This is a genomic window from Streptomyces uncialis (genome assembly GCF_001905345.1).
Lineage (GTDB): Bacteria > Actinomycetota > Actinomycetes > Streptomycetales > Streptomycetaceae > Streptomyces > Streptomyces uncialis.
In genome coordinates this window covers 619,757-638,982 of sequence record NZ_LFBV01000010.1, presented here as the reverse complement: position 1 = coordinate 638,982, position 19,226 = coordinate 619,757, and the positions used below count along the sequence as shown (strand labels likewise).

Below are 19,226 nucleotides of genomic sequence, written 5' to 3'. Positions count from 1 at the left end.
TACCCTACGGCGCGCTCCGCTGCCCCGGCAGGCTCGGGCGCCCCATCAGCCCTGACGCGTACACGTCCGAGCCATGTCCGTGCCGCCCCGGGTCGGGGGACAGGGACGGGTGCGGACCGTGCGAGCCGGCCACGGGAGTGCGCCTGGTCTGCGCCGGGACCGGGGAGTCCGGCCCCGTGAGCGGCCCGGCGTCGACCAGTTTCTCCCCCTGCGGACGGCGGGCCCGGTAGGCGGCCCGGTACGCGGCGGGGGAGGAGCCGAGCTGGCGCCGGAAGTGGCCGCGCAGCGCGACGGGGGAGCGGAAGCCGCAACGGCCCGCCACCTCGTCGACCGAGTAGTCGGAGGTCTCCAGGAGACGCTGCGCCTGGAGGACCCGCTGGGTGATCAGCCACTGGAGCGGCGCGCTGCCCGTGAGCGAACGGAACCTGCGGTCGAAGGTCCGGCGGCTCATATAGGCACGGGCCGCGAGCGTCTCCACGTCGAACTGCTCGTGCAGATGCTCCAGCGCCCAGGCGACGACCTCCGCGAGGGGGTCGGCGCCGATCTCCTCCGGTAAAGACCTGTCGAGGTAGCGCTCCTGGCCGCCGCTGCGCCGGGGTGGCACCACGAGCCTGCGGGCGAGCGCGCCCGCCGCCTCGTTGCCGTGGTCGGTGCGCACGATGTGCAGGCACAGATCGATGCCCGCGGCCGTGCCCGCGCTGGTGAGTACGTCCCCGTCGTCGACGAAGAGTTCCCTGGGGTCCACATGGACCGACGGGTACCGCTTCGCCAGGGTCGGCGCGTACATCCAGTGGGTGGTGGCCGGCCGGCCGTCGAGCAGTCCGGCGGCGGCGAGCACGAAGGCTCCCGTGCACAGCCCGACGATCCGCGCGCCCTCCTCATGGGCGCGGCGCAGCGCGTCGAGCGCGTCCTCCGGCGGCGGCGCGGTGATCGAGCGCCAGGCCGGGACGACGACGGTGCCCGCGCGGGCGATCGCCTCCAGGCCGTGCGGCGCGGTGAGTTCGAGTCCGCCGGTCGTCCTGAGCGGTCCGTCCTCGCCGGCGCTCACCAGCAAGCGGTAGCGCGGCACTCCGGCGTCCTGGCGGTCGATACCGAACACCGAGAGCGGGATCGAACTCTCGAAGATGGGGCCGCCGCTGAACAGCAGCACCGCGACTATTTCCCGTCGGCGTCGCCCGGATAGCTTCCGGGCGACCGCCTCGGGTGCGGCAGTGGAGTCGTGGCTCATGGCGCTAAGCCCCCCTCGGTGGTCGCGGCGCCCCTAACGTCTCGGGCTTGTCGCTCCAGCACATTTCCCCTCGGTCCTGCACGAGTCCCCCGCCGTAAGACAGTCATGATCGAATCTACTGTGTTCCGTGGTGCCCGCGTGACCACTTTTGCACCCCAGCACATTGTCGACATGGCAACTTGGCGTAAAGCATTCGATCACGAAGCGTGGCACTCCGGGAGCGCTTCGGGAAGTACGCATTCGGTGCGTGGCCGGTCCGCGTAGGGTGCGAATCCGGCCGTCGACCCTTTCTTCCCTGGTGGGAACGGGGATGGACGGGGTCTGGACCAAAGGAAGCCGCCCTTGGCCAAGTTGGCTGAAATCTTACGGGGGCGTGCGACGAAACCGGTCAGCTCTCCGGCGTGCGCCTGTAAGAGGCGCGTATAGGGGACGGACGGCGGGCGGGGCCGGCTCCCGCCGGGCGGCGGGTGGTCTGCCGCAGGAGTATCCGGCACCCGGCCGCCACCGCCATCAGACCGAGCGCCGCACCGGTTGCTCCTGCGAGTGCGGCCGTGCCTGTGAGGAGCGCGATCGGGACGGCGAGGGTGGTGAAGACGGCCCAGCGCATGCCCGCTGCGGCGGGACCGGGGGCGGGTACGGGGGGAGGGGGTCCTGGCATGTTTGCACTTCCATGGGAGAGGGTTCGCAATGCCCAACGCGCCGGTGCTCCCGCGGTCACCTCGCGGCTCGCCCGCCGGGCCCCGCCGACGGCTCCCCGCTCCACGGCGCACGCCGGTCCGCACCGCCTCTGCGGGCTCCCGCGCACCCGTCCCCAGGGGCCGCCGCCGGACGGCCGACGGACTCCCTTACGGCGTATACCACCCGTAAAGGACCCGGCCAGGTCGTCTCAGATTGAACGAACTGTTGTCCGAGAGATGTGGTCATCCGGCCCCCGAAGCGGCTGTAAGTGGCAGCCACCATTGCCAGCGGGCCCGGCGCTCATGCATGCTCCCGGGGTACGCCCCCGGGGTGTGCCGCGCCCCGGCGCGGCACTGAGCGGTACGCGCCGGGACAGTGGGCATGAGGGGAGTGTCGCCGTACCCTTGGGGGTAGGGGGTTGGGAAGATGATTCCCGGACACAGCTCCGGGGTACCGACCCAGCAGCCCCGACGCAGCTCCCGACCCGGACCTCCTTGACAGCCGCATCCTCCGACAGCTCCGCAGCCCGCAGCCCCGCTCGGGCCCTCCAGCCGCCCCTCCTCAGAGGATCTTCTTCGCCGAGACACCCATGGCCGGTCACGAATCCTTCGAACCCGCGGACCGCAAGCGTCAGGTCGCCGATCCGACGGCCGACCCGCTGGCGGCCGAAGAAGCACGCCACCCCTGCGATCCCGCCTTCAAGCACGGAGTCGTCGTCGGTTTCGACGGGTCCATGTCCAGCGAGCGGGCCCTCGCCTACGCCATCGGCATGGCCCACCGCTCCAGCGCCGGTCTGATCATCGTGCATGTCGCCAACCGGCTGCCCACGACCGTCTGGGCGGGCTGCGAACCCCCCGTCTTCGTCGACGTCCCCGACCACCGCACCGAGGTCCTCGGGCTCGAACTCGCCTGCGCGGAATACCTCGCCGAGGTCCCCTGGATCCTGGTCGAACGCGGCGGCGACATCTGCCATGAGCTGGAGGAGGTCGGCCGGGAGTACGAGGCCGACGCCATCGTCGTGGGCTCGACGCACGGGATCGTCGGCCGCATCTTCGGCTCCGTCGCCGGACGGCTCGCCCGCCGCGCCCAGCGCCCCGTCGTCGTCATCCCCTGACGACCCGCCCCGGGCCGCCCTGTCCCACCGGCTGACGTCCGCCCCCCGGCCCGGTCCCGTCCCTTGGTGAGGCCCCGTCCCCCGGCCCGGCGCCCGCCCCGTCGGCCGGTATCAGACCTCCGGCCCGGCGCCCACCCGTCGGCCGGTACCTCTGAGCCCGACCCGACCCGACCCGGCGCGACCCGACCCGACCCGACCCGACGCGACCCGACCCGGCCCGGCCCGGCCCGGCGCGACCCCGCCCCCGCTCCGCGCCCCGCGCGCGCCCCACCACCCCACCCCCACGACCGTGCGGGCAACAGCCCCCGGGCCGGGGCCCGATGGGTGGGCCGACGGCGTCAACGGGTCGACAAATCTACTCATGCGTAGGGGTGAATCCGGCCCGCGCGCCGGGTACATAGCGGTCGCGGGCCGCAATCCAGCGGCCGACACCACGCGGCACGACCGCATTTGAAGGGAGCCCGCCGTGGACAGCGAAGTCTCTGCGGGAAGCAGCACCTCCACCCTCGGCCATCTCGCCCTCGGCCTCACCCTGCTGGCCTTCGGTATCGGCCATACCCAGGTCATCGACGGGGTGACGGCGGCCGACGCCGTCTCCGTGGCCACCTATCTCGGCGGGATAGCGCTGTTCCTCGCCGGGCTGCTGGCACTGCGCGACCATGACGCCCTCAACGGCACGGCGTTCGCCGGACTGGGAGCCCTCTGGTTCATCTGGGGCGCCGGCGCCGGCAGTCAGGTCTCGGCCAACGCGGCAGGGCTGTTCCTGCTGCTGTTCGCGCTGCTCGCGCTCAGTCTGACCCTGGCCTCCGCGGGAACGGTGCCGCTCGTCCGGGTCTCCTACGGTCTGCTGTCCCTCTCCCTGCTGCTGCTCGCCCTGGGGCAGTTCGGGGAATCGGGCGGGCTCGCCAAGGCCGGTGGCTGGTTCGCCGCCGCCGGAGGTCTCGCCGCGTGGTACGCGGCCACCGCGGCCCTCGCCCACTGGCCGACCGCCCTCCCCAAACGCGCTGCCGGCCGTGGAGTGACGGCCACCGGCTGAGGCAGCCCGCGCCGGGGCTCGGGCGGCCCCGGCGCACCCAAGGAGTGATCCCTGTGCGCCGTCGTGGCTCGCACAGGGATCACTCGCGTCCCGGGTCGGGCGGGTCCGTCCGAGGCCCGGCCGGGTGACTACTCCACGGTCACGGACTTCGCGAGGTTGCGGGGCTTGTCGATGTCCCGGCCCAGCGCCAACGCGGTGTGGTAGGCGAGCAGTTGCAGCGGGATGCCCATGAGGATCGGGTCCAGCTCGTCCTCGTTCTTCGGGACGACGATCGTCCGGTCGGCCTTCTCCTGCTCCTGGTGGGCCACCGCGAGGATGCGTCCGCTGCGGGCCTTGATCTCCTCCAGCGCCGCCCGGTTCTTCTCCAGCAGATCGTCGTCGGGCACGATCGCGACCGTCGGCAGCGCGGGCTCGATCAGCGCGAGCGGACCGTGCTTCAGCTCCGAGGCGGGATACGCCTCGGCGTGGATGTACGAGACCTCCTTGAGCTTAAGCGACGCCTCACGGGCCACCGGGTAACCGCGCACCCGGCCGATGAACATCATCGAGCGGGCGTCCGCGTACTCACGGGCCAGCGCCTTGATGTCGTCCTCCTGCTTGAGGATCTCGTCGATCTGGCCGGGCAGCTTGCGCAGGCCCTCGATCATCCGCTTGCCGTCGGCCACCGACAGATCGCGGGTGCGGCCCAGGTGCAGGGCGAGCAGCGCGAAGGCGACGGTGGTGTTGGTGAAGCACTTGGTGGAGACGACGCACACCTCGGGACCGGCGTGCACGTACACCCCGCCGTCGGCCTCCCGGGCGATCGCCGAGCCGACGACGTTGACCACCCCGAGCACCCGGGCGCCCTTGCGCTTCAGCTCCTGCACGGCGGCCAGCACGTCGTACGTCTCACCGGACTGCGAGACCGCGATGTAGAGGGTGTCCGGGTCCACCACCGGGTTGCGGTAGCGGAACTCGGACGCGGGCTCGGCGTCGGCGGGGACCCGGGCCAGCTCCTCGATCATCTGGGCGCCGATCATGCCCGCGTGGTACGAGGTGCCGCAGCCGAGGATCTTCACCCGGCGCACCGCGCGCGCCTCCCGGGCGTCGAGGTTCAGCCCGCCGAGGCGGACCGTGGAGAACCGGTCGTCGATCCGGCCGCGCAGCACCCGGTCCACGGCCTCGGCCTGCTCGTGGATCTCCTTGTGCATGTACGTGTCGTGGCCGCCCATGTCGTACGACTCGGCCGCCCACTCCACGGTGGTCGGGGAGGCCGTCGTACGGGTGCCCTCGGTGGTGTAGGTGCGGAAGTCGTCGGCCTTCAGGGTCGCCATCTCGCCGTCGTCGAGGGTGACGACCTGACGGGTGTGGGTGACCAGCGCGGCGACGTCGGAGGCGACGAACATCTCCTTCTCACCGATGCCGAGGACGACGGGGGAGCCGTTGCGGGCGACGACGATCCGGTCCGCGAAGTCGGCGTGCAGCACGGCGATGCCGTAGGTGCCCTCGACCATCCGCAGGACCGCGCGGACCTTCTCCTCCAGGGTCGGGGCGTCCGAGCGGGCGATGAGGTGGGTCAGTACCTCGGTGTCCGTCTCGGAGCGGAACTCGATGCCCTCGGCGGTGAGCTTGGTCCGCAGGTCGGAGGCGTTGTCGATGATGCCGTTGTGGACGACGGCGACCCGGCCGGAGCCGTCCAGGTGCGGGTGCGCGTTCTCGTCGGAGGGGGCGCCGTGGGTGGCCCAGCGGGTGTGGGCGATCCCGGTGGTGCCGGTGAAGCGGGCGGGGACCTTGGCCTCCAGGTCACGGACCCGGCCCTTGGCCTTGACCATCTTCAGTCCGGTGGCCTTGGGGCCCGTGATCACCACACCGGCCGAGTCGTAGCCGCGGTACTCCAGCCGCTGGAGCCCTTCCAGGAGCAGCGGGGCCACATCGCGCCTGCCGATGTATCCGACGATTCCGCACATGGAACGTGTCCTCTGTTTCTGTGTTCTCGGACGGCCGTGACGGCTCCCCGGGTCGCCCCCGGGGCCCGGGGGTCTCCCGGATGCCGTCGCTAGCCGTAGACGATGCGGCGCAGCTGCCTCAGTGAGAGGGTCGGCGGCGCGACCGCGCGGTAGCTCAGTTCCGCCTCGATCCGTTCGAAGATCTCCGCGTTCACCAGGCCCTGACCCTGGAGTTCGCGGTGGCGGCGACGGACGAAGTCCTCCGTCGTCTCGTCGAAGTACGCGAGGACGTCCTGGACCACCCGCAGGGCCTCGCCGCGGCTCAGCGGCGTACTGCGCGTCAGATGATCGACAAGGTCGTCGTGCACCCGTTGATCCTGGGACAACCGAGGCGCTTACGCAAGAATCCTGCCCGATTTCGGGCAGAGCGGCCCCCGATTGCGGGTCGGGGGCCGCCCAGGGTGAAGTGAGGGACGTTCAGAAAAGCCGTGTGAGGTTACATAAGGCTCGAATGGTGTGCCAATGATGTGCGAAGGGTAAGAATGCGCCCGAACCGCACCTCCCGGGTCACATCCGGCTGAGGACCGCCTGCTTGGCCGCGGTGAACTCCTCCTGGGTGAGCACCCCCGCCTCCCGCAGCTCGCCCAGCTCCCGCAGCCTCCGCAGCAGCGCGTCGTGATCGTCCGCGAGAGGCGCGGGCGCGGGGGCCGGGGGCGCGGCGGGGGCCGCGGTGAGCGCCTTCGGCGGGGTGTCTCGGGTGAGCGCGGCCGGGTGCGGCAGCCGGGCCTGCACGGCCGCGGCGATCAACGCCATCAGCGGGTCCTTGCGGAACCCCCACAGGACCACCGCGTGCGGGTCGTACTTCGGCGGTGCCTTCGTCGGCGGGACATTGCGCACGGTGAAACGGATGAAGCCGTTCTCCAGCCCCGCCGACGGCTGCCACTCGACGCCCTGGAGGGAGTCGACGGCCAGCGACCGGGTCCCGGCGGCGGCCTTCGCCTCCTCCGTCTTCCAGTTCCACTCCAGCCGTACGTGCTCCCCGTCGAAGCTCGCCGTCCCGTCGCCCGCCTGCACCGACAACGGCACCGAGGGGCCCGCCATCAGATAGCGGTCGGCCGGGCCGGACGGCACCTCGTCCAGCAGCAGGGCGTTGCGGACCTCGTCCACGAAGTACTCCGCGACCCCGCCCCGGTCCGGCTCCACCGACAGCTGGTACGGGTCCGTGCCGTCCGTCAGATGCCCGCCCGCGGCCTGGAGCAGTGGATCGGCCCCCTCCCGCAGCCGCAGCCGCAGCCGCCCGGCCTTGCGGCCCTGCTCGAAGGAGACACCCGCGACCGCCGTGAGCGGCACGGTCAGTTCACCCAGGGTCCTGCGGAGCAGACTCACCGCCTTGTCCCGGCCCGGTACGAGCCGCAGGGTCCCACCGTCGAAGGTCCAGGTTCCGTCGCGCTGGATGATTTCCGCCATACGGGGATTCTCCCATCCCCGGCCAGGGTGGATGCTGGGTCCATGGACCGCGGGGGCGCGTACGAGGCACGCCCGCGGACCGCCGGCGCCAGGGGTCCCCGGCTCCCGTCCGCCGCCCACGACGAACCCCCTGCCGGATCCTCTGCTGGACCCCCAACGAACCCCGGAAGGAACGCCGGTGAACCCGCGTCACAGAACGCCCCGGCTGGTCGGCTCGCTGCTGCTCCTCGCCACCACCGCCATCTCCTGCGCGGGCACCGCCGAGGACGGGGGCAAGAGCGGCTCACCGGCCGCCGCCGTGCCCGCGCTCGGCCGGGTGATCCCCGCGCCCGCCTCCGTCGAGCCCGGCGGGTCCGCGTTCCGGCTCACGGCCGCGACCCCGCTGCGGGTCGACGGCTCCCGCGCGGCGCAGGACGTCGCCGGATACCTCGCCGGGGTGCTGCGGCCCTCGACCGGCTACCGGCTGCCCGTCACCGGGGACGCCGGGGACGACGGCATCCGGCTGCTGCTCAGCGACGGGGAGCGGGAGCTCGGCGCCGAGGGCTACCGGCTGGAGAGCACGGAACGGGCGGTGACGATCACCGCCCGGAAGGCCGCCGGACTCTTCCACGGCGTGCAGACGCTGCGCCAGCTGCTGCCCGCCGCCGTCGAGCGCGACAGCGAGCAGCGCGGGCCCTGGACGGTGCCGGGCGGCACGGTCGAGGACACCCCCCGGTACGCCTACCGGGGCGCGATGCTGGACGTGGCGCGGCACTTCTTCACCGTCGAGGAGGTGAAGCGGTACATCGACCAGCTGGCCCTGTACAAGCTGAACAAGCTGCATCTGCATCTCACCGACGACCAGGGCTGGCGGCTCGCCGTCGACTCCTGGCCGAGGCTCACCGGCGTCGGCGGCGCCATCGAGGTCGGCGGCGGCGAAGGCGGCTTCTGGACCAAGGCGCAGTACCGGGAGCTGGTGGAGTACGCGGCCTCGCGGCATCTGGAGGTGGTGCCCGAGATCGACATGCCGGGCCACACCGGTGCCGCCCTCAGCGCGTACGCGAAGCTGAACTGCGACGGCAAGGCGCTCGACCCGTACACCGGCATCGAGGTCGGGCTGACCTCGCTGTGCGTGCCGAAGGAGGTCACGTACGACTTCGTGGACGATGTGATCCGGGAGCTGGCGGAGCTGACGCCCGGCCCGGTCATCCACATCGGCGGCGACGAGGCGCATGTGACGCCGCACGACGAGTACGCCGCCTTCATGGACCGGGCGCAGGCCGTCGTCGGCAAGTACGGCAAGCGGGTCATGGCCTGGCACCAGCTCGCCGGGGCCCGTCCGGTGGACGGCGCGATCATCCAGTACTGGGGGTACGACAAGACGAAGGACGCCGAACGCGAGGGCGTGGCCGACGCGGCCCGCGCGGGCGCGAAGGTGGTGCTGTCCCCGGCCGACCGGTCGTACCTGGACATGAAGTACACCGAGGAGACCGAGCTGGGTCTCAAGTGGGCGGGCCTGGTGGAGGTACGGCGCTCCTACGACTGGGACCCGGCCGCGTATCTGGAGGGGCTGCCCGAGGACGCGGTGCTCGGGGTCGAGGCGCCGCTGTGGACGGAGACGCTCGGGACGACGGAGGAACTGGACGTCATGGCGTTCCCCCGGCTGCCCGGGATCGCGGAGCTGGGCTGGTCGCCGCGGGCCACCCATGACTGGGACACCTACAAGCATCGGCTGGTGGCACAGGCGCCCCGCTGGGACGCGCTGGGCATCCGCTACCACCGCTCCCCGCAGGTGCCCTGGCCGAAGGACTGACCCGGCGGCGGGCCGGAGCCGGGGGAAGCGGGCGACGGCCCCGGCCCGGCCCGTCCCCGGGTCTGTCCGGACGGCGGTCGACCGCCTCTCCCGTGACGGGTAGTCAGCCGATGGGGCCCAGGCGCTCCGCGAGATACCGCTCGGCGTGCCGGGAGATCAGGTCCAGTACGGCACCGAGGTCGGCGGGTGTCGTCGCGGGGTCGAGCAGGGTCAGCTTGAGGTAGCGGCGGGCGCCCACCTTGGTGTCCGCGAGCACGGCGTCGCCCGAGTCGAACAGGGCTTTCCTGGCGTGGAGGTTGGCGCGGTCGATGTCCGCGGGGCCGGTCACGACCGGCGGCAGGTAGCGGAACACCAGGGTGGACAGCGCCGGTTCCATCAGGACCTCGAAGCGGGGGTCGGCGTCGAGGAGCCGCCAGCCCTCGGTGGCCAGGTCGCACACCTCGTCGAACAGGTCCCCGACCGCGTCGGCACCCATCACCCGCAGGGTCATCCACAGGGTGAGCGCGTCGAAACGGCGGGCCGTCCGCGCCTCCCGTCCCGCGCCGCGTGGTGCGGGGCGCAGGACCGAGCCGTCCCGGACCAGGACCGCCCTCGAACCCACCGGCTGGAAGAAGGACTTGTGGTAGTCGACGGTGACGGAGTCGGCGTGCTCGATGCCCGCGAGGCGGTGGCGGTTGCGGCGGGAGGCGAGCAGTCCGCAGCTGTACGAGGCGTCGACGTGCAGCCACACGCCGTACCGCGCGCACAGTGCGGCGATCTCCGGCAGCGGGTCGATGGAGCCGAAGTCGGTACTTCCGGCGGTGGCGACGACCGCCATGGGGAGCAGTCCGGCGCGCTCGCAGCGGGCGAGTTCCCGGGCGAGGGCGAGCACCCGCGTCCGCCCGTCCGGGTCGCCGGGCACGGTGATGACGGCGTCCGGTCCGAGGCCGAGCTGTCCGGCGGCCGTCCGGACGCCGAAGTGACCGGCTTCCGAGGCGAGGACGCGCAGCCGCGCCGGGTCGCTGTCCCCGGTCCTGGCCAGCGCGAGCGTCAGCGCCTGGACGGTGGAGCGGGTGCCGCCGCCGGTGAAGACACCGTCGGCGGCGGGGCCGAGGCCGAGGCGGCCGGCGGTCCAGTCGATGAGCCGGCGCTCGATCAGGGCGCCGCCGGCCGACGGATCTCGCGTGGCGAGCGGGGAGTCGACGGCGGCGAGCACGGCTTCGCCGACGGCCGCGGGGATGACGACGGGGCAGTGCAGATGCGCGAGGTAGCGGGGGCGGCGGAAGGAGAGGGTGTCGCGCAGGTAGATCCCGTCCAGCTCGTCGAGGGCGAGACCCGTGTCGCCCAGAGGGCGGTCGAGGTCGATCGCGGCGAGGCGCGGGGCGGGGGGTTCGGGGGTCCGGGCGGGGGACTGCCGTCCGGTGGTGGCGGCTCTTGTCGCCACCCGCTCGATTCCCTCGGTCACGGAGCGGCGGTACCGCTCCGTGGTCGTGTCATGGAGCAGGTGCGAACGCATGGGTCCTCCCGGACGGGGCGGTGGCGTGGGGGATGCCGGCGTTGAATTTAGGTAAGCCTAACCTAATGTCTCCGCCGGTGTCCGGGCGGGCCGCCTCCGCGGGTCGCCTTCGCTTGCGCTTCCGAGGTCTGTCCGGCGGGACGTACTTGTCCCTGCGCGGGTCGCCTTCGCTTGCGCCTCCAGGGTTCCCCACCTGGCCGTACTTGTCCCTGCGCGGGCCGTCCGTGGGTGCGCAGTTCCCCGCGCCCCTTCGGTCGCGCCCCCTGCGGTTCCCGTTCGGGTGCGGATGGCTCTTGGTTGCTCGCGCAGTTCCCCGCGCCCCTGGGTGCTGCCCCTTTGCGGTCGTTCGCCGGGTGCGGGTCGCCCTCGTTTTTGCGCAGTTCCCCGCGCCCCTTTGGGGGCGCCCCTTGAGGTCGTCCTTCGAGTGCGGAACCCCCCTCCTCGCGGACTCGCGCTGCTGCGGGAGGGGGTGGGCGGGAATCTCTGCCCGCAGACTCCGATGCTCTTCAGTAGATCCGCTGGACGTCGTACCGAGCGTGTCGGATCGAGGACGGAGAATCCCGACCGGCACCGACCCGAAGAACCGGCCGGACGCGCCCCAAAGGGGCGCGGGGAACTGCGCAAAAGACGAGAACCGCCCCGCACCCGAGGAGCGACCGCAAGGGGGCAGCATCCAGGGGCGCGGGGAACTGCGCAACACCACCGAGCGACGGCACAGGAACGGAGTACGTCCCGCCGGACAGACCTGGGAAGCGCAAGCGAAGGCGACCCGCGGGGAACTGCGCACCCACCGAGCGACGGCACAGGAACGGAGTACGTCCCGCCGGACAGACCTGGGAAGCGCAAGCGAAGGCGACCCGCAGGGGAAACCCCGTTACCCCGTAAGGCCAAGCTCGCGAGCGATCAGCATGCGCTGGACCTCGCTCGTCCCCTCCCCGATCTCCAGGATCTTGGAGTCCCGCCACATCCGCGCCACGGGGTACTCGTTCATGAACCCGTACCCCCCATGCACCTGCGTGGCCTCCCGCGCGTTGTCCACCGCGATCGTCGACGAGTACAGCTTCGCCAGCGCGGCCTCCTTCTTGAAGGGCTCACCGGCGACCAGCCGGCTCGCCGCGTCCCGCCACGCCAACCGCGAGGTGTACGCCTTCATCTCCATGTCCGCGATCTTGAACTGGATCGCCTGGTACGACCCGATGTTCCGCCCGAACGCGTGCCGTTCCTTCGCGTACTTCACCGATTCGTCGACACACCCCTGCGCGAGCCCCGTGGCCAGCGCCGCGATGGCGATCCGGCCCTCGTCCAGGATGCGCAGGAACTGCGCGTACCCGCGTCCCAGCTCCCCGAGGAGGTTCGCCGCCGGGACCCGTACGTCCACGAAGGACAGCTCCCGGGTGTCGGAGGCGTTCCAGCCGACCTTGGAGTAGGGGGCGGCGACGGTGAACCCGGGCGTGCCCGACGGGACGATGATCGAGGAGATCAGCGGACCGCCGTCCGGCTTGCGGCCGGTGACCGCGGTGACGGTGACCAGCCCGGTGATGTCCGTACCGGAGTTGGTGATGAAGCACTTCGTGCCGTTGATGACCCACTCGCCGGTCGCCTCGTCCAGCCGGGCGGTCGTCCGGGTGGCACCCGCGTCGGAACCGCCGTCCGGCTCGGTCAGCCCGAACGCGCCGAGGGTCTCGCCCGCGCACAGCGCGGGCAGCCACGTCCGCTTCTGCTCCTCCGTGCCGAACAGATGCAGCGGCATCGCGCCCAGCGACACCCCCGCCTCCAGGGTGATCGCCACCGACGAGTCGACCCGCGCCAGTTCCTCCAGCGCGATCCCGAGCGCGAGGTAGTCGCCGCCCATCCCGCCGTACTCCTCCGGGAACGGCAGCCCGAACAGGCCCATCCGGCCCATCTCCCGGACGATCTCGTACGGGAACTCATGACGCTCGTAGAGCTCGCCGATCTTCGGCGCGACCACGTCGTGCGCGAACGCCTCGACGGTACGCCGCAGTTCTTCGTGCTCGGGGGAGAGGCGGTGGTCGAGCGTCATGACTGCTGCTCCTCGGGGGACTGGTCCGCGGTGGCCCCGGTCAGGGCGCGGACGGTACGGGACGGGCTGGGGCGGCCCAGCCGGCCGGCCATCCACCCGCTCGTGGCGGTGAGACGGCCGAGGTCGACACCGGTCTCGACACCGAGACCGGTCAGCATCCAGACGAGGTCCTCGGTGGCGAGGTTGCCGGTGGCGGACTTCGCGAACGGGCAGCCGCCCAGTCCGCCCGCGGACGCGTCGACCGTGGTGACACCGTGCTGGAGGGCCGCGAGGGTGTTCGCGAGCGCCTGCCCGTAGGTGTCGTGGAAGTGCACCCCGATCCGGTCGGTGGGGACACCCTCCGCGTTCAGCGCGGTGAGCAGCGCGAGGACATGGCCGGGGGTGGCGACGCCGATGGTGTCGCCGAGGCTCAGTTCGTCGCAGCCCATGTCCAGCAGGGCCCGGGCGACCCGGACGACCTGGGCGAGGGGCACGGGACCCTCCCACGGGTCGCCGAAGCACATCGACAGATAGCCGCGGACCCGGACCCCGCCGTGCTCACCGCCCTTGGCGCGGGTGACGACCGGCTCGAACATCGCGAGGGACTCGTCGACCGTGCGGTTCAGATTGGCCTTGGCGAACGACTCCGTGGCGCTGGCGAAGACGGCGACGCTCCGGGCGCCCAGCGCGAGGGCGCGGTCCAGACCGCGGGCGTTGGGCACCAGTACGGGCAGGGCCACACCCCGCTCGCCCAGCTCGCGCACCAGCGGGTACAGCCGCTCCGCGTCGGCGAGCTGCGGCACCCACTTGGGGTGGACGAAGCTGGTGGCCTCGACGGTGGTGAGGCCCGCGTCGGCCAGCCGGTGGACGAACTCGGCCTTCACCTCGGTGGGGACGACCGTCTTCTCGTTCTGGAGTCCGTCGCGGGCGCCCACCTCGTGGATACGGACCCGGGGCGGGAGTCCCGGCGCGGGCACGGGCATCGGCAGTCCGGCGGCGGTCATGAGACACCCTCCGCGCCGGTGCCGCCCCCGCTGCCGTCCTTGTCGCCGCCGTTCCCGCCGCCGGTGTCCGGGGCGGTCGCGGGTTCGACGACCGCGAGGACCTGGTCCATCGCGACGGTGGTCCCGGGGCGTACGTCCAGCTCGGTGACCGTACCGGCGTGCGGGGCGGACACCACGTGCTCCATCTTCATCGCCTCGACCACCAGCAGGCTCTGCCCGGCGGTGACCTGGTCACCGACGGCGACCTTGACGACCGTGACCGTGCCGGGCATCGGGGCGGTGAGGGACCCGGCGCCCGCGCCCGCGCCGCCGGTGAGGGACGCGGCCACCGGGTCGTGGTCCCGGACCTGCCAGGAGTCGCCGTCCCGGCCGAGCCAGTCGGCGGCCCGGTCGAAGGTGTGCCGGACGCCGTCGAGGGTGACGGTGACCCGGTCGGCGGTGACCGTCGCCGTGCCGCGCGGGACATGGGTGACGGGGTCCAGGCCCGGGACACGCAGCGGGAACGCGACGGGGGCCGGGGTCCCGCCCAGGCGCCAGCCGGTCGGCGCGTCGAACGGGTCGCTCCAGCCGTCCGCCCGGGGGGCGGGGGCGAGTGCCGCGAGCCGGACCGCGGCGGCGGCCTCGTACACCTCCTCCGGCACCTCGCGGGGGACCAGTCCGTCGGCCTCCCGCTCGACCAGCCCGGTGTCCAGCTCGCCCGCGACCACCGCCGGGTGGGCGAGGAGGCGGCGCAGGAAGCCCGCGTTGGTGGGGACGCCGAGGGTGACCGTGTCCGAGAGCGCGGCCCGCAGCTGGCGCAGGGCGGTCGGCCGGTCGGGCCCGTACGCGATGACCTTGGACAGCATCGGGTCGTAGAGGCTGCCGACCTCCGTCCCGGCGCTGAGCCCCGAGTCGGTGCGGACCCCGTCACCGTCCGGTTCGCGCAGCAGGAGGACCGTGCCGCCGGAGGGCAGAAAGCCCCGGGCGCCCTCCTTGACGGAGACGGTCTCGGCGCAGATCCGGGCCTCCACGGCGTGCCCGGTCAGCGCGATGTCGTCCTGGCCGAACGGCAGCGGTTCACCGGCGGCGATCCGCAGCTGCCATTCGACGAGGTCGATCCCGGGACGTCCGGCGACGGACACGGCCAGTTCGGTGACGGGGTGCTCGACCTGGAGACGGGTGTTCATCTCCATGAACGAGAACCGGGACGGGTCCGCGCCGGGGACGATGAACTCGACGGTGCCCGCGCCCCGGTAGCCGCAGGAGCGGGCCGCCTGCACGGCCGCCTCGCCCATCGCGGCCCGGGTCGCCGGGTCCAGCAGGACGCTCGGCGCCTCCTCGATGACCTTCTGGTGGCGGCGCTGGAGCGAGCACTCGCGCTCCCCGAGATGGACGACCCCGCCATGGGCGTCCGCGAGGACCTGGATCTCGATATGGCGGGGCCGCTCGATCCAGCGCTCCACCAGAAGGGTGTCGTCACCGAAGGAGGCGCGGGCCTCGCGCCGGGCGGCGGCGATCTCGTCACCGAGCGTGTCCGCGTCCCGGACCAGCCGCATGCCCTTGCCGCCGCCGCCCGCCGAGGGCTTCAGCAGTACGGGCATACCGATCGCGTGGGCGGCGGCGGTGAGCGCGGAGTCGTCCAGGGCCGATCCCGACGAGCCGGGGACCACCGGGACCCCGGCCGCGCGGACCGTCTCCTTGGCGCGGATCTTGTCGCCCATGAGGGCGATGGCCTCGGCGGACGGGCCGATGAAGGCGAGTCCGGCGTCGGCGCAGGCACGGGCGAATCCGGCGTTCTCCGCGAGGAAGCCGTACCCGGGGTGGACCGCCTGGGCGCCCGAGCGGCGGGCCGCGTCCAGGATGCGGTCCACGGCGAGATAGCTCTCGGCGGACGGCGCCGGGCCGAGACGTACAGCGGTGTCCGCCTCCCGTACATGGCGGGCGTCGGCGTCCGCGTCGCTGAACACGGCGACCGAGCGGACGCCGAGGGCGCGCAGGGTACGGATCACCCGGACGGCGATCTCGCCGCGGTTGGCGACGAGGACGGTGTCGAACATCCGGGGGGCGGCGGCCGGGACGGCCCCGGCCGGGCCGGTGCCGATCGTGCTGGTGCTGGTGCTGGTGCTGGTGCTGGTGCTGGTGCCGGCGTCGGTCGTGGTGTCTGTCATGGCGTGGCCCTCACATCCGGAAGACGCCGAAGCCGTCGCCCCGGGGCGGCAGCGGGGCGTTGGCACAGGCGGTCAGGGCGAGGCCGAGGACCTGGCGGGTCTCCAGCGGGTCGATGACCCCGTCGTCCCAGAGCCGGGCGGTGGCGTAGTACGCGCTGCCCTGGGTGTCGTACTGGGCGCGGATCGGGTCCTTGAACGCCTCCTCGTCCCCGGCGGGCCACTCCTCGCCGCGCGCCGCGAGCTGGTCGCGCTTGACGGTGGCGAGCACGGACGCGGCCTGCTCGCCGCCCATCACGGAGATCTTCGCGCCGGGCCACATCCACAGGAAGCGCGGCGAGTACGCCCGGCCGCACATCGAGTAGTTGCCCGCGCCGTACGACCCGCCGATCACGACGGTCAGCTTCGGGACCCGGGCGCAGGCGACGGCCGTCACCATCTTCGCGCCGTGCTTGGCGATACCGCCCGCCTCGTACGCGCGGCCGACCATGAAACCGGAGATGTTCTGGAGGAACAGCAGCGGGATGCCGCGCTGGTCGCACAGCTCGATGAAGTGGGCGCCCTTCTGCGCCGACTCCGAGAAGAGGATGCCGTTGTTCGCGACGATGCCCACCGGGTGGCCGTGGACCCGGGCGAAGCCCGTCACCAGGGTCTGCCCGAACTCCGCCTTGAACTCCGCGAACCGGGAGCCGTCCACCACCCGCGCGATGACCTCACGCACGTCGTACGGGGTGCGGGAGTCGACCGGGACCGCGCCGTACAGCCCGTACGGGTCGGCCTTCGGCTCCTCGACCGGGGTCACCGTCCAGGGCGGGGCGCCGCGCGCGGGGAGCGTCGAGACGATGGTGCGGACGATCCGCAGGGCGTGCGCGTCGTCCTCCGCGAGATGGTCGGTGACGCCCGAGGTCCGGGAGTGGACCTCGCCGCCGCCCAGCTCCTCGGCGGTGACGACCTCGCCCGTCGCCGCCTTCACCAGCGGCGGGCCGCCCAGGAAGATCGTGCCCTGACCGCGGACGATCACCGCTTCGTCGCTCATCGCCGGGACGTACGCGCCGCCCGCCGTGCAGGAGCCGAGCACCGCCGCGATCTGCGGGATGCCCGCGCCGGACATCCGGGCCTGGTTGAAGAAGATCCGCCCGAAGTGGTCCCGGTCGGGGAAGACCTCGTCCTGCATCGGCAGGAACGCGCCGCCCGAGTCCACCAGGTACAGACACGGCAGCCGGTTCTCCAGGGCCACCTCCTGGGCCCGGAGGTGCTTCTTCACCGTCATCGGGTAGTAGGTGCCGCCCTTGACCGTGGCGTCGTTGGCGACGATCACGCACTCACGGCCCGAGACCCGGCCCACCCCCGCGATCACCCCGGCCGCCGGGGCGTCCCCGCCGTACAGGCCCTCGGCCGCGAGCGGGGCCAGCTCCAGGAACGGGGAGCCCGGGTCCAGCAGGGTGTCCACCCGGTCCCGGGGCAGCAGCTTGCCGCGCGCGGTGTGCCGGGCACGGGCGCGTTCGCCGCCGCCGAGGCGGACCCGGGCGAGCCGGGTACGCAGCTCCTCGCCGAGGGCCTGGTGCGCCGCCTCGTTGGTCCGGAACGCGGTGGAGGCGGGATCGGCCGCGCTCTCCAGCACCGGTGCCTCTTGCATCGTGTCGAGCCCCCTCGGCCGTACGGCGCCCTGTCCGGCCGTCCAGCGTTGTTAGTGAGCGTTAACGTCCGCTCTTCAGGTTAACGACCGCTAACGCCCCTGTCTAGAATCGACGGCATGGTCACCAGAACCGATGCCCTGACCCGCCGCGAGCAGATCCTCAAGGAAGCCGCGCGGCTCTTCGCCGAGCGCGGGTTCCACGGGGTGGGGGTGGACGAGATAGGGGCCGCCGTCGGCATCAGCGGTCCCGGGCTCTACCGCCACTTCGCGGGCAAGGACGCGATGCTGGCCGAGCTGCTCGTCGGGATCAGCGGACAGCTGCTCACCGGCGGCAGACGGCGCGTCGAGGAGTCCGCCGCCGACGACGACCCGGCCGCCCTCCTCGACTCCCTCATCGAGGGCCATATCGACTTCGCCCTCGACGACCGGCCGCTGATCACCCTCCACGACCGGGAACTGGACCGGCTCCGGGAGAGCGACCGCAAGCTGGTACGCCAGCTCCAGCGGCAGTACGTCGAACTGTGGGTCGACGCCGTACGCGCGCAGTACACGGCGCTGACCGAGACGGAGGCACGGGCCACCGTCCACGCCGTGTTCGGGCTGCTCAACTCCACCCCGCGGCTGAGCCGGCCCGGGGCGTTGCCCTCGCGGGCGGCCACGGCGGACCTGCTGCACCGGCTCGCGCGGGGGGCGTTCGCCGCGGCCTCGGGGTGACGGGACGCGGTGCGGTGCGGTGGTCCGGGGTGCGGGTCCGTCCGCTGCGCGGCCGTCCGGTGGGCCCGCTGCGCGGCCGTCCGGTGGGCTCGCTGCGCGGTCCCCTCCCGTGACCGTCAAGTCAAAGTCACCGTCACCACCGCCGCGGTCCCCGTACCCTCGTGCGTCAGGATGCCGGACACCACGGTGTCCACGGCGAGAGGAGGCGCTGGTGGCCGGACCGGTGGCCGGAAGGGGCACCCGGTCGCTCGCGGGCGCCGGGATCGGAGCCCCGGCATGACCGTGGAGATCATCTACGAGGCGCACTCCACCACGACGGACAACGAGGCCGGTATCTCCACCGGCGGGCTCCCGGGCCTTCTCTCGGCGCAGGGCCGCCGCGAGGCCCGTGAACTCGGCGAACGGCGCCGCGGTCAGGACATCGCGGCCGTGTTCAGCTCCGATCTGCGCCGCTCCGTCGACACCGCCCGGATCGCCTTCCCCGACGGCCGGCCCCCGATCCACGAGGACGCCCGGCTGCGGGAGTGCGACTACGGCGAGTTCAACGGCCGCCCGTCCCGGCTCGTCGCCGCCCGGCGCACCCGGCACCTCGACGTCCCCTTCCCCGGGGGCCGGAGCTACCGCCAGGTCCTGGCCGCCACCGACTCCCTCCTCCAGGACCTGGCCCGGGACTGGGACGGCCGGCGCGTCCTCCTGATCGCCCATACGGCCAACCAGTGGGCGCTGGACTGTCTGCTCGCCGGGGCTTCGCCCGAGGACGCGCTCGAAGTCCCGTTCACCTGGCAGCCGGGCTGGACCTACACACTGCCCTCAGGCTGGAACGGCCACCCCGGCGGGACCTCCCGCCCGCCGCGCTGACGGACCGCGATCGACCGCGGCAAGCCCGTCCCGCTCACCCTGAGGACCCTGGACCCCGCCGACGCGGAACGGCTCGCGGAGATGACCGAAGCACTGCTGGACGCGACGCGGCACG

14 protein-coding genes are annotated in these 19,226 nt (G+C 72.7%); 5 read left to right on the top strand and 9 right to left on the bottom strand.

The genetic code is table 11. The features are described from left to right. Nucleotides 1-4: 4 nt before the first annotated feature. A complete protein-coding gene (locus AB852_RS32935) occupies nucleotides 5-1,228 on the bottom strand; it encodes a helix-turn-helix domain-containing protein (RefSeq protein ID WP_073793839.1) in 1,224 nt (407 codons plus the stop codon). Nucleotides 1,229-2,495: 1,267 nt separating this feature from the next. Here AB852_RS32935 and AB852_RS32930 point away from each other — a divergent pair. Together AB852_RS32930 and AB852_RS32925 are read left to right on the top strand one after the other, a co-directional pair. Continuing rightward, the gene (locus AB852_RS32930) at nucleotides 2,496-3,020 is read left to right on the top strand and encodes a universal stress protein (protein WP_073793838.1); all 525 of its coding nucleotides are present in this window, start codon (nucleotides 2,496-2,498) and stop codon (nucleotides 3,018-3,020) included. Between the two features lie 466 nt (nucleotides 3,021-3,486). Continuing rightward, nucleotides 3,487-4,056, top strand: a complete 570-nt coding sequence (locus AB852_RS32925; protein ID WP_073793837.1) for a GPR1/FUN34/YaaH family transporter — start codon at nucleotides 3,487-3,489, stop codon at nucleotides 4,054-4,056. Nucleotides 4,057-4,184: 128 nt separating this feature from the next. Here the strand turns inward: AB852_RS32925 and glmS are convergent, their stop codons facing one another. The 3 genes from glmS to AB852_RS32910 all read right to left on the bottom strand — a co-directional run bounded on the left by glmS (nucleotide 4,185) and on the right by AB852_RS32910 (nucleotide 7,448). Beyond that, nucleotides 4,185-6,002: a glutamine--fructose-6-phosphate transaminase (isomerizing) gene (gene glmS / locus AB852_RS32920; protein ID WP_073793836.1), complete on the bottom strand. Its 1,818-nt coding sequence runs from the start codon at nucleotides 6,000-6,002 to the stop codon at nucleotides 4,185-4,187. A gap of 89 nt (nucleotides 6,003-6,091) precedes the next feature. Further along, complete coding sequence (locus tag AB852_RS32915) at nucleotides 6,092-6,349, bottom strand: hypothetical protein (protein ID WP_073793835.1); 258 nt, start codon at nucleotides 6,347-6,349, stop codon at nucleotides 6,092-6,094. A gap of 199 nt (nucleotides 6,350-6,548) precedes the next feature. Continuing rightward, nucleotides 6,549-7,448, bottom strand: a complete 900-nt coding sequence (locus AB852_RS32910) for a DUF4429 domain-containing protein (protein ID WP_073793834.1) — start codon at nucleotides 7,446-7,448, stop codon at nucleotides 6,549-6,551. A 178-nt stretch (nucleotides 7,449-7,626) separates the two neighbouring features. Here AB852_RS32910 and AB852_RS32905 point away from each other — a divergent pair, with 178 nt between their 5' ends. Continuing rightward, nucleotides 7,627-9,240 (top strand): beta-N-acetylhexosaminidase, encoded by a 1,614-nt coding sequence (locus tag AB852_RS32905; protein ID WP_073793833.1) that lies wholly within the window; start codon nucleotides 7,627-7,629, stop codon nucleotides 9,238-9,240. 103 nt (nucleotides 9,241-9,343) lie between these two features. On the opposite strand, the gene AB852_RS32900 is transcribed toward AB852_RS32905, so the two are convergent. From AB852_RS32900 to AB852_RS32880, 5 genes are all read right to left on the bottom strand, one after another. After that, nucleotides 9,344-10,735 (bottom strand): pyridoxal phosphate-dependent decarboxylase family protein, encoded by a 1,392-nt coding sequence (locus tag AB852_RS32900; RefSeq protein WP_073793832.1) that lies wholly within the window; start codon nucleotides 10,733-10,735, stop codon nucleotides 9,344-9,346. 874 nt (nucleotides 10,736-11,609) lie between these two features. After that, on the bottom strand, nucleotides 11,610-12,776 hold the full coding sequence (locus tag AB852_RS32895; RefSeq protein WP_073793831.1) for an acyl-CoA dehydrogenase family protein: 1,167 nt from the start codon (nucleotides 12,774-12,776) through the stop codon (nucleotides 11,610-11,612). Next, nucleotides 12,773-13,759 (bottom strand): hydroxymethylglutaryl-CoA lyase, encoded by a 987-nt coding sequence (locus tag AB852_RS32890; protein WP_178391173.1) that lies wholly within the window; start codon nucleotides 13,757-13,759, stop codon nucleotides 12,773-12,775. Before AB852_RS32890 ends, AB852_RS32895 begins: the two co-directional genes overlap by 4 nt. Then, nucleotides 13,756-15,795, bottom strand: a complete 2,040-nt coding sequence (locus tag AB852_RS32885) for an acetyl/propionyl/methylcrotonyl-CoA carboxylase subunit alpha (protein WP_073794384.1) — start codon at nucleotides 15,793-15,795, stop codon at nucleotides 13,756-13,758. The genes AB852_RS32890 and AB852_RS32885 overlap by 4 nt, the downstream gene beginning before the upstream one ends. Nucleotides 15,796-15,916: 121 nt before the next feature. Further along, nucleotides 15,917-17,539: a carboxyl transferase domain-containing protein gene (locus tag AB852_RS32880; protein ID WP_073793830.1), complete on the bottom strand. Its 1,623-nt coding sequence runs from the start codon at nucleotides 17,537-17,539 to the stop codon at nucleotides 15,917-15,919. Between the two features lie 117 nt (nucleotides 17,540-17,656). On the opposite strand from AB852_RS32880, the gene AB852_RS32875 reads away from it, so the two are divergent. Then, the gene (locus AB852_RS32875) at nucleotides 17,657-18,253 is read left to right on the top strand and encodes an SACE_7040 family transcriptional regulator (protein WP_073793829.1); all 597 of its coding nucleotides are present in this window, start codon (nucleotides 17,657-17,659) and stop codon (nucleotides 18,251-18,253) included. 276 nt (nucleotides 18,254-18,529) lie between these two features. Further along, nucleotides 18,530-19,111, top strand: a complete 582-nt coding sequence (locus tag AB852_RS32870) for a histidine phosphatase family protein (RefSeq protein ID WP_073793828.1) — start codon at nucleotides 18,530-18,532, stop codon at nucleotides 19,109-19,111. Nucleotides 19,112-19,226: the final 115 nt, after the last annotated feature.

Coding starts and splice junctions, on each gene's coding strand:
- AB852_RS32935 (WP_073793839.1), bottom strand. CDS start 1,228: ATGAGCCACGACTCCACTGCCGCACCCGAGGCGGTCGCCCGGAAGCTA.
- AB852_RS32930 (WP_073793838.1), top strand. CDS start 2,496: ATGGCCGGTCACGAATCCTTCGAACCCGCGGACCGCAAGCGTCAGGTC.
- glmS (WP_073793836.1), bottom strand. CDS start 6,002: ATGTGCGGAATCGTCGGATACATCGGCAGGCGCGATGTGGCCCCGCTG.
- AB852_RS32910 (WP_073793834.1), bottom strand. CDS start 7,448: ATGGCGGAAATCATCCAGCGCGACGGAACCTGGACCTTCGACGGTGGG.
- AB852_RS32900 (WP_073793832.1), bottom strand. CDS start 10,735: ATGCGTTCGCACCTGCTCCATGACACGACCACGGAGCGGTACCGCCGC.
- AB852_RS32895 (WP_073793831.1), bottom strand. CDS start 12,776: ATGACGCTCGACCACCGCCTCTCCCCCGAGCACGAAGAACTGCGGCGT.
- AB852_RS32890 (WP_178391173.1), bottom strand. CDS start 13,759: ATGACCGCCGCCGGACTGCCGATGCCCGTGCCCGCGCCGGGACTCCCG.
- AB852_RS32885 (WP_073794384.1), bottom strand. CDS start 15,795: ATGTTCGACACCGTCCTCGTCGCCAACCGCGGCGAGATCGCCGTCCGG.
- AB852_RS32880 (WP_073793830.1), bottom strand. CDS start 17,539: ATGCAAGAGGCACCGGTGCTGGAGAGCGCGGCCGATCCCGCCTCCACC.
- AB852_RS32875 (WP_073793829.1), top strand. CDS start 17,657: ATGGTCACCAGAACCGATGCCCTGACCCGCCGCGAGCAGATCCTCAAG.
- AB852_RS32870 (WP_073793828.1), top strand. CDS start 18,530: ATGACCGTGGAGATCATCTACGAGGCGCACTCCACCACGACGGACAAC.